We start from the raw sequence: 9,234 nt of genomic DNA, 5'->3' as shown, positions 1-9,234 counted from the left end.
AAGTTCCATCCGTTAAACGAATAGAACTTCCCAAATATAAATCGCTATACAAAAATAATAGTGTTATGTAAACAAAATTATAAAGAAAAACTGTCTTATCAAGACAGTTTTTCTTTATAATCCTATATTAAAAGTTAAACACGAAGTCATCGTCAGCTAACTTTTCAACGTTCGTTGCTTTTACGTAACCATTTCCTTTTACAGAGAAGAAATCATGGTTTTTCGTATCTGTACGTAAACCATTTAAAACGATTGGGTTAATTTCTTCTTCTTCAAACTTCGGCTCAAGTCCTAAGTTCATAAGCCCTTTATTCGCATTGTAACGAACGAAACGATTTACATCTTCTACAAGACCGATAGAAGTGTAAATTTCTTCTGTATAGGCCATTTCAATTTCATATAGTTCCATTAATAACTCTTGTGTTTCTTTTTGCACTTCTTGTTGCTCTTCTGCAGAAAGTTCTGCGAAGATTTGTTGTGCTAAAATACCGACGAATACGCCGTGAATTGACTCATCCTTTACCTTCACATAAGTTCGCTACTCCTATGCCGTTTATACAGCTTACAGTTTCCTGTAAGAAGAGACTATATCATCTACCTTCTCAGGTAGCCCTCCATTTCGATTTAAGGGATTCTCACCCACCGCTTGGCCCTACTCCTCTTGCGGAATTTCACCGCCATTGGGATAGTCGTTGAACGTTCCTTTATCTACGTATCGCACCCACCACTGTTTATACAGTTTTCGATGTCTGATACGGCTTCCTGTGCCGCTCGATAACCCATGTTTTCTTTCAATGGATGCATTAGATTCACCGGCTTGTAGCATCTGAACGATATCCAAAAACATTTCAAGAGTCACACGTCCCCTTGTTTTCAGTTGGTGTTCAGATTTAACCGGCATATAATTTTGCACTTTTCCCCAAAGATATTTATAACGTTTCTTATGTCGAATTAAAGATACATAATTAGGATGAAGATTATACATATCAGCAATTTCTGGATTTGTCTTTCCGCACTTTAGTAGTTCTACAATCTCAAAAAATTGTGCATCTGTAATTTTTGATTGTGGATTTTTTTCACCTATAACACGTTGCCTTTTCTTCTCTAATTGTTCTTCAGTGAATTTAATTCCACCCAATCCTTCTCCGCCTAACGTCAAGTTATAGCCATTATTATAAGAATCATACAGCCAAATATACTGTTGCTCAATCTCACTCAATTCTTCCAATGAACATTCTATTTCCTCTAGAATTCCATATTCTAAAGTGGATTCATATTTACAGTATACTGCTTGTAAATACCTATTATAATGTGTACCACTCTTTAACATCCACATATGTTCCCTAATTCGTTTTAAATTTGAAACGTTCACATCTTTACCAATATAATACTTCCCATTGATTTTTAAATAGTAAATTCCGTACATGTTATCGCTAGATAAAGGCTTCGCTGCTGATTGCCCTATCAGCTATTCTCCTTTCCATCTATTGATAGTTAGAGAATAACCTGAATGCATATATTCATCAATAATAATACAGATAAATTTACAATAGGGGGTCCCAGCAATTAAAAGGGTTTTTCAATTGGTATCTCTACCAAAAGCCGCCATAAGTTAACGGATAATAAGGTTAATAATTTCACCACTTGCCGTCAGTTTACCTTGACCAGCTAAGTAAAGTGGATAGAAAAATCCACTATAGAATAAGTAACTTTCTAAGAACACACTTGCTACCATTGCCATGTATAACTCTTTTTTCGTTACTTCAGGCTTTAATAAACGACGATAGTAACTAGTAATAATACCAGCTTTTTTCTCAAGTAACGGATGATTGTCTACCCAGTCAAAAATATCATCAATTTCTTCTTCTGTAGCTAATGTTGTGAAAATGTGACTATAACTTTTCGCATGTACTTCTTCCATAGCTCCCATGAAAGCTAATACACTTTTCGCTTGTAAATTTTCAAGATGAACAAGTACAAGTGGCATTCCTTCGCCACCTTGTTTCGTATCTAAAAGTGTTAAACCACCTAATACACGCTTATAAGCAATTTGCTCTTCTTTCGATAATTGCACCCAAGTATTTTTGTCAGAAGAAACCGCGATTTCTTCTTCTGTCCAAAACTGAGCGATGTTTTGCTTCCAAAACATTAAACTGAAATCATCTTCCTTTTTATTCCAGTTAACAGCGCGCATTGAATCACCCCTATATCTATTATTGTTCTACTGAACGGTTAAATTTCCATCTAACAATGAAAAGCTAACCGTTTAGTAGAACAAACCAAGTATGAGCAGGGTTCATAACCCTGCTCATACTATTGGGTTATTCATTTAGTATGGCAATATGCCATTAAACGGTACAAGCCACACACTCTTCCACGCTTAATTTACGTGTTCTCGTATAATACAGACTCTTTAAGCCTTTTTTATGTGCATAGATGTAGTAACGTGCTAATTCACGTGTTGAAATATCACTATTAACGTAAAGAATTGTACTAATTCCTTGGTCAATATGTTCTTGAATTTCTGCGATTAAATCAATTAATTTAAACTGATTCATATCGTAAGAAGATTTATAGTACCAGAACGTATCTTTTGATAAATACGGCATTGGATAATATGTTGTCGCATTCGCATATGTTCTTGATTCGATTTGACTTACGATCGGCATTACGCTTGAAGTTGCATTTTGAACGTAACTGATTGATTGTGTTGGAGCAATGGCAAGACGATATGAGTTGTATAAACCATTCTTCTGCACTTGCTCTTTTAAACTTGTCCAATCTTCTTTTGTTGGAATATGAATTCCTTCAAATAGTTGCTGAACTTTTTCAGTTACTGGGCTGTAATCTGTCGTTTCATACTTTTCGAAGTATGTGCCATTCGCATAATCAGATTTATCGAAGTCCTTAAATGTCTCGCCTTTTTCTGTAGCGATTTCCATACTTTTCTCAATAGAGTAGTAATTTAACATCATAAAGAATGTACGAGCGAATTCTTTCGCTTCTGCACTTTCATAAGCGATTTTATTTTTTGCTAAATATCCGTGTAAGTTCATTGCTCCAAGTCCAACTGAATGAAGCTCGTCATTTGCTTTTTTCACAGTTGGTGCATTCGGAATAATCGTCATATCAGAAACAGCTGTTAAAGCTTCCATTCCCGCATGAACTGCTTCACGAATTTCTTTATTTTCCATTACGTTTACGATATTTAACGATCCTAAGTTACAGTTAATATCACGACGGATAATGTCATCTGTACCGTAATCATTTATTTCTGAAGTTTCTTGAAGCTGGAAGATTTCTGTACATAAGTTCGACATCTTCACAGTTCCAATATCCTTCAATGGATGTTGATTATTTGCATTTGATTTAAACATTAAGTATGGGTAACCAGACTCAAGCTGAATCATAGCGATTTTAATAAGCATATCACGTGCACTAATATCTAGTGGCTTCTTCTTCACTTTCGGATTGCTCATTAATTCATCGTACATTTCATCGATATCAATGTCATCTAAATGCTTTCCGTATTCTTTATACACCGTGTAAGGCGCGAAAACATGGAAAGGTTCGTTTTTCTCAGCAAGCTCAAAGAACTTACTTGGAACGATAATTCCGATTGATAGAGACTGAATACGGCTCTTCTCATCGGCATTTATTTTTTTGGTCAACTCGTCTTCATATTTCTATGAAGGTTGGACTATATCATCAACCTGTAACTGGTTGCCTTGCACTTCGACTGGTACCTATTTCCAGCCTACTCTACTAGCTTTCGTCTAATGACGCGCGTTCGATAGTCTCTACACCTTCTTGAAAGTATTGATAATTAGGAAAGTTATTGGATAGTACTCTATATTTTATCGTATTAGCAGGTACATTAAACACTCGTCCGGCTTCTGCTAAAGACTCATAGTAAATGTCATTTATAACAATTGGCTTTTTTTGTTTTTCTCTACCTGAATTATATTGATTTTTTTGAGCTTTACTTATCTTCATACATGTTTCTTTTGTATGCTTTTTACCTTTACGAGATCTAGACATTTTTTCTTTTGTTTCATCAGTATGTTTTCTACCATGAAATCGTTTAGTAATCTTAGATCTCATATTCTCCATATGTTGAGGTTTATCATACCAATAATTATTAAGCCCAGTATTAATTTCAGAAAGAAACTTTTTTACTTCCTTTGAGTGGGTTTTCCCATACATATGGTTCTTTTCCCCACTCAACGCCCCACCTCTAGCGATAGGATGTCCGTTGTAGCAATACTGTTTCCCATAATATTGACTTAATAAACTTTGCTCTATCTTATGAAGAATGTCCTTATCATCTGGTAATTCAATTATCCCTTTAAACTCAAATTTATTCTCACCATATAAATTCCAGGCTGCTTGTAAATGTTTACTATGATGCCGATTAGCATTCAATTGATTTCTATGAGTTTTAAATCGTACTTTAAAATTATTAGAACTACCAATATAAAACTTCCTGTTTTCCTTATTAATTATCAAATAAATTCCACAGTTCATGGAATCTCGCCTCCGGTGAATATAAGATTCCACTTCACCCAAGTAATATTTCTTTCAAGCTTGGCACGGTATTACCTGCTATCCACTTGCATGGACCGTAGGCTCTCTTAGTCAGCTTCTTCGCGGGTTCTTTTTCTTTTACCCCTTATTCAACTGATACCGTTAGCCGCTAATGCGACACCCTATTGGTTAGGTTCACAAGGTTTTCTCATACACATTACTGTGTAGAGGGACTACCAATTAATCCAGGAATTCAATAATATCCCAATGGAAAATGTTTAAATATACTGCACCGGCACCTTTTCGTTGGCCAAGCTGATTCGCATATGAAAACGAATCTTCAAGCAATTTCATAACAGGTACTACGCCACTTGCAGCGTTGTCGATACCTTTAATTTGCTCACCGCGTGCGCGTAGTTTAGATAAGTTTAAAGCTACTCCCCCGCCGATTTTCGATAATTGCATCGCAGTATTAATGTTAAAGCCGATCGAATTTAAGCTATCGTCCATCTCTAACAAGAAACAAGACACCATTTCTCCTCTTCTGCTTCTTCCCGCATTTAAAAAGGTTGGTGTCGCTGGTTGGTAGTTTTGTTTTACAATCATGCTTGCGAATTGTCTTGCCTTCGAAACATCACCGCGTCCTAAGTATAATGAAACAATTGCTACACGATCTTCATAGCTTTCTAAGTATTGTTTTTGATCATTCGTTTTTAACGCATAATCTTTGTAGAACTTAGATGCTGCCATATAAGATTGGAACTCGAAGTTTTCACCATAAGCGATGTTATATACTTCCTCTACTTCCTCCAAGCTATACTCGTCCAGAACGTTGTAATAGTAATCATGTTCTTTCATATACTCCATTCGCTCTGCCACGCTATTAAAAGGAACGGTATTCTCTCTAGCTTCTTCCATAAAGACTTCTAATGCCTCTTTATCTTTATGAAGCTGATAAAAACCGTCCTGCATTTGCGTGATTTCATTATTCAGTTCAATGTGTCGCAATCTCCCGCACCCTTTCCTTAAAATATTCTACATCGTTATTTGTTCCAGATAACTCAAATTTTGATACAATAGGCACTTCATATTTAGTAGAAATCTTGTCAGCACTTGCACCGAACATGTCTCCCCAGTTACGATTGCCGCTTGCAGATACGCCTTTTAATTTTTCATTATTGCGCTCTAAAAAGTCTAAAACACGTTCTGGTACATTGCCAAAACCTGTTGTATACGTAATAAGAATAAAGTCTTCATCTATTACTAGATCTTCATCAATTTGAACGGCCGGCATATTTAATTTGTGAATGAAACGCTTCACGTTTCCTGTCATAGAATCATATGCAACTAACATTTCCGACCCTCCCTCTCAAATCTATATTCTCTATATGTTGTTCTTGATTTCTCTATATATTGTATTACGTTTCAAAATAAGACACAAGATATATGTATAAATTCTTTCTTTTTTTAACTTTTACTTTTCGACATGATAGCCGTTTTTTTTCAATACAATGACTATGAAACAACATTCTAAAACTCATGTCAATAAAGTGCTTTTCAAAAAAGTTGTCAACGAATTTAACCTTATTTTTAAAAAAGTTAACAATATATTTTGTCATAAAACGGTAGATGCTGAAGAAATATATTTCTCCAGCATCACGCAAAAAAGAACAGATATGAAACTATAATCTGCTCTAAAAAACGATTACATTTATCAAATTTACCTTATTAAATATATTATACATATACTTTCGTTTCTCGTTACATACTAAAAGATAACTATTATAGAAAAAGATTATTATTATGGAACTTCAATTTATTTATGAAAAGTTTATTCAGAGTGCTCAATGCGCAAAATATCTTTTACAAATATATGATGCGGATTTTCATCTTTATCAATCATTGTACATACCGGAGCCTCTTCATCAAAGTATACAATCATTCCTTCTACGTACTGATATGTATGTCGAACTTGTACAGTTACTTTAATTTCTACTGCTTCTTCATATGCTCTTTTTATTTTCTGAAGCATTTTTGCTGAACATTTTCGTTTCTCTGGATACATAACCATTCCCATAAATCGATTGCCGGCTCTATCTTTCCACATATAATCCCAATGTGGTAAAATGCCTTGTTTAAAATCGCCCATAATTCCCCTCTCCTTTATCTTTTATTTATCCCGCATTAAACGTCCGATTGGTGAAAGGCTACTAATCAGTGAGAGATGCCCTGCTGATCAAAATTCCTCTTTATGAACGTGGCGTTTCTGAATATGTATAAATCACTTGCCCGCCTCGCTGTGCGTTACCAATGAAATGCTTAAAGTCTTCTCTATTTACAACAACTTCTCTGAACGTATAAAATACATCTTTCGTAACAACATACTCCTTTATTTCACCATTTTTTAGCTGATCTAAAATTGTATTTGCTAATTCTTTATCCATGTATTTCACCTCTCTGCAATATTTTATTTTATCGTATATTCTATAGGTCAACAACTGTAAATTTATCCCGCTATTTGCAGGTAGTGCGATTGGTGTTGACTACTAATCAGTCGTGGAATGAACAAAAAATCTTACTGATTAACGTTTCACTTTATCTCGTTGTTATGCCATGATTTTATTTTCGTTATTTCGCAAACAATATCGTTTTACTATATGTCCACTAAATATCATATACTAACATAGCTACTTCTCTATATCAAACATTTCGGCATTCAATTATGCAAAGTTCCATACCACTATGCTACAATATACAAATAGAACTAGGAGGGATACTATGATTCGGAAAGCAAAAAAGACAGATGCAATGGCAATAGCTCCTTTATTGTATAATGCTCTGCATGAAATTGCTGAAAAAATCACAGGTAGCACAGATGAAGCAGAAGTATTACTAGGACTTGAGACATGGTTCTCAAAAGAAAATAACCGTCTGAGCTACGAAAACTGTTTTGTCTATGAACAAGACGAGAGTGCAGTTGGAGTTATTGTCGCTTATCACGGTAGTGAAGCAACACAGCTTGACGCACCAATTGTACATCACTTAAGAGAATTACATAAAGATGAATCAATTACGTTAGAAAAAGAAGCTGAGCTTGATGAGTATTACATTGATACACTATCAGTTTCAAGTGCACACGGCGGAAAAGGTATCGGTTCTAAATTAATTGAAGCTGCCGAAATCTATGCAACTGAAAAAGGGCATGAAAAAATCGCTTTACTTGTTAATTTAGAAAACACACGCGCCTATTCACTATACGAAAAGTTAGGTTATAAAAAAGATGAAATTGTTATGCTAGTAGGCGAACCTTATGCTCATCTCGTAAAACCATTAAACGTCAAAATTTCTGTATCTTAAAAAGAAAGCACACGATTTATATAAATCGTGTGCTTTTATGTTAAATTCGTATTTAATATATTTCCATCCATCGCCTCGTGAAACGTATATGTTGTACATCCCCATGGCTTTCTATGCAAAATAGGCGAACCAGACCATCCCATTGCCCTCAGCTCCGTTCCAATCATCGAATTAAAATAATTATGACCTACAAGAGCAATACTTCCATGTACGAGAGCATAACGATGTAATACGTAAGCTGCTTGCCTTGCCCTCTCTCTTACTTCCTTATAAGATTCAACATTTTTATGGTAACCAAGTATCCATAATGCTCGTCCAATACACATCCATACGTTAAGTTTACACTTCAACCATTTTGGCGCATAAAAGCTCGCCGGAACTGCCGCTTCCCTAAAAAGAGAATTTTGTATAAAAGATAAAGAATCCATTAATTCAGCTGCTGACTGTACAGCACACTTTTGATCACTCGTTACAATCAATTTCGCTACTTCAACCGCTTCTCTTGTTTCCAATGGTATAGGTTGTTTTTCTGTTATAGTATGTAAGTCATATCCTTTTATCCATTCATGAAAGGATGTAACCGTCATTGGTTCTATAGTACAATCTAAGCGACCATGACGAATAAAAGAAATCTTCATTCTTTTCACTCTCCATTCATCACTTATGAACTCTATTATGCACTAGTTCTAAACATCATACCACGCAAGAAAATAAAGTTATATACCTTTACATCTCCCCACCACTATCATGTGTTATCGAAGCATGGATACCATCCATCCCATCAAAATATGTACTCGTATCATATTGACGAATCTTTTTTAAATGCATATAAGAAAATAAAAATAAAATTAAAGCTATAACACTCCCCACAAATTCAAACATCATTTTACCGCCTCTAATTTCTCCCACTTCAGCAGGTTATTCTACTTTTTCATTATACCTCGATATAAAGATTCTCGCATTTTTGCTATTTTTTTCAAAAAACATGGATTTTCTACATATTTTCTTACAAAAAGTGAATATTTTTCGAATTTTTACTTTGGAAACATTTACAAAGTAGGAAATATGGTTCAAAATAGGAGGAAATAAAAAAACCCAAATTTATTCTTTTTTTGGGAAAACTGTAACAAGGAGAGTTGCTTATGCAGATCGCAGAAACTGGAGATATCATCGAATTTAAAGGTGGAATGCAAGGCCGTGTTCAAAAAGTAAATCAAAACTCTGTTATTGTTGATATAACAATTATGAAGAATTTTAGAGAACTAGATATGGAACCTCTTACAGTTGTAAGTCATAAAAACTATACTGTCATTAATCAAAATGCATAATATAATAGAAAGAAAGGGCCTG

9 protein-coding genes and 4 pseudogenes are annotated in these 9,234 nt (G+C 34.7%); 2 read left to right on the top strand and 11 right to left on the bottom strand.

The features are described from left to right. Positions 1-127: 127 nt before the first annotated feature. The 9 genes and pseudogenes from DN401_RS11850 to DN401_RS11805 all read right to left on the bottom strand — a co-directional run. A pseudogene (locus DN401_RS11850) lies at positions 128-523 on the bottom strand (ribonucleotide-diphosphate reductase subunit beta); the annotation flags it as partial. A gap of 129 nt (positions 524-652) precedes the next feature. After that, entirely contained in the window at positions 653-1,426 is a 774-nt protein-coding gene (locus tag DN401_RS11845) for a GIY-YIG nuclease family protein (RefSeq protein ID WP_000274263.1), read from the bottom strand. A gap of 189 nt (positions 1,427-1,615) precedes the next feature. Next, positions 1,616-2,194 (bottom strand): annotated as a pseudogene (locus DN401_RS11840) (ribonucleotide-diphosphate reductase subunit beta); the annotation flags it as partial. A 154-nt stretch (positions 2,195-2,348) separates the two neighbouring features. After that, positions 2,349-3,668 (bottom strand): annotated as a pseudogene (locus DN401_RS11835) (ribonucleoside-diphosphate reductase subunit alpha); the annotation flags it as partial. A 97-nt stretch (positions 3,669-3,765) separates the two neighbouring features. Then, entirely contained in the window at positions 3,766-4,527 is a 762-nt protein-coding gene (locus DN401_RS11830) for a group I intron GIY-YIG endonuclease (RefSeq protein WP_000995586.1), read from the bottom strand. A gap of 243 nt (positions 4,528-4,770) precedes the next feature. Continuing rightward, positions 4,771-5,535: pseudogene (locus DN401_RS11825) on the bottom strand (ribonucleotide reductase N-terminal alpha domain-containing protein); the annotation flags it as partial. Further along, positions 5,522-5,881 (bottom strand): class Ib ribonucleoside-diphosphate reductase assembly flavoprotein NrdI, encoded by a 360-nt coding sequence (gene nrdI / locus DN401_RS11820; RefSeq protein WP_000959447.1) that lies wholly within the window; start codon positions 5,879-5,881, stop codon positions 5,522-5,524. The gene nrdI and the pseudogene DN401_RS11825, both read right to left, overlap by 14 nt. A gap of 477 nt (positions 5,882-6,358) precedes the next feature. After that, the gene (locus DN401_RS11810) at positions 6,359-6,676 is read right to left on the bottom strand and encodes a hypothetical protein (RefSeq protein WP_000502205.1); all 318 of its coding nucleotides are present in this window, start codon (positions 6,674-6,676) and stop codon (positions 6,359-6,361) included. A 100-nt stretch (positions 6,677-6,776) separates the two neighbouring features. Next, positions 6,777-6,971: a hypothetical protein gene (locus tag DN401_RS11805; protein WP_000356684.1), complete on the bottom strand. Its 195-nt coding sequence runs from the start codon at positions 6,969-6,971 to the stop codon at positions 6,777-6,779. Between the two features lie 334 nt (positions 6,972-7,305). Here DN401_RS11805 and DN401_RS11800 point away from each other — a divergent pair, with 334 nt between their 5' ends. After that, on the top strand, positions 7,306-7,884 hold the full coding sequence (locus tag DN401_RS11800; protein WP_000619542.1) for a GNAT family N-acetyltransferase: 579 nt from the start codon (positions 7,306-7,308) through the stop codon (positions 7,882-7,884). Positions 7,885-7,919: 35 nt separating this feature from the next. Here DN401_RS11800 and DN401_RS11795 read toward each other — a convergent pair whose 3' ends face one another. Continuing rightward, positions 7,920-8,522, bottom strand: a complete 603-nt coding sequence (locus DN401_RS11795) for a hypothetical protein (RefSeq protein ID WP_000703104.1) — start codon at positions 8,520-8,522, stop codon at positions 7,920-7,922. Positions 8,523-8,610: 88 nt separating this feature from the next. Then, positions 8,611-8,766, bottom strand: a complete 156-nt coding sequence (locus tag DN401_RS29780; protein ID WP_000461432.1) for a hypothetical protein — start codon at positions 8,764-8,766, stop codon at positions 8,611-8,613. Positions 8,767-9,026: 260 nt separating this feature from the next. Between DN401_RS29780 and DN401_RS11790 the strand changes: the two genes are divergently transcribed. Next, positions 9,027-9,212: a YkvS family protein gene (locus DN401_RS11790; RefSeq protein WP_001165082.1), complete on the top strand. Its 186-nt coding sequence runs from the start codon at positions 9,027-9,029 to the stop codon at positions 9,210-9,212. The last annotated feature ends 22 nt before the right edge of the window (positions 9,213-9,234 follow it).

This window comes from Bacillus sp. BF2-3, assembly GCF_008368795.1.
GTDB classification, from domain to species: Bacteria; Bacillota; Bacilli; order Bacillales; family Bacillaceae_G; genus Bacillus_A; species Bacillus_A cereus.
The sequence above is the reverse complement of the archived record's forward strand: the minus strand, read 5'-3'. Positions and strand labels throughout refer to the sequence as shown.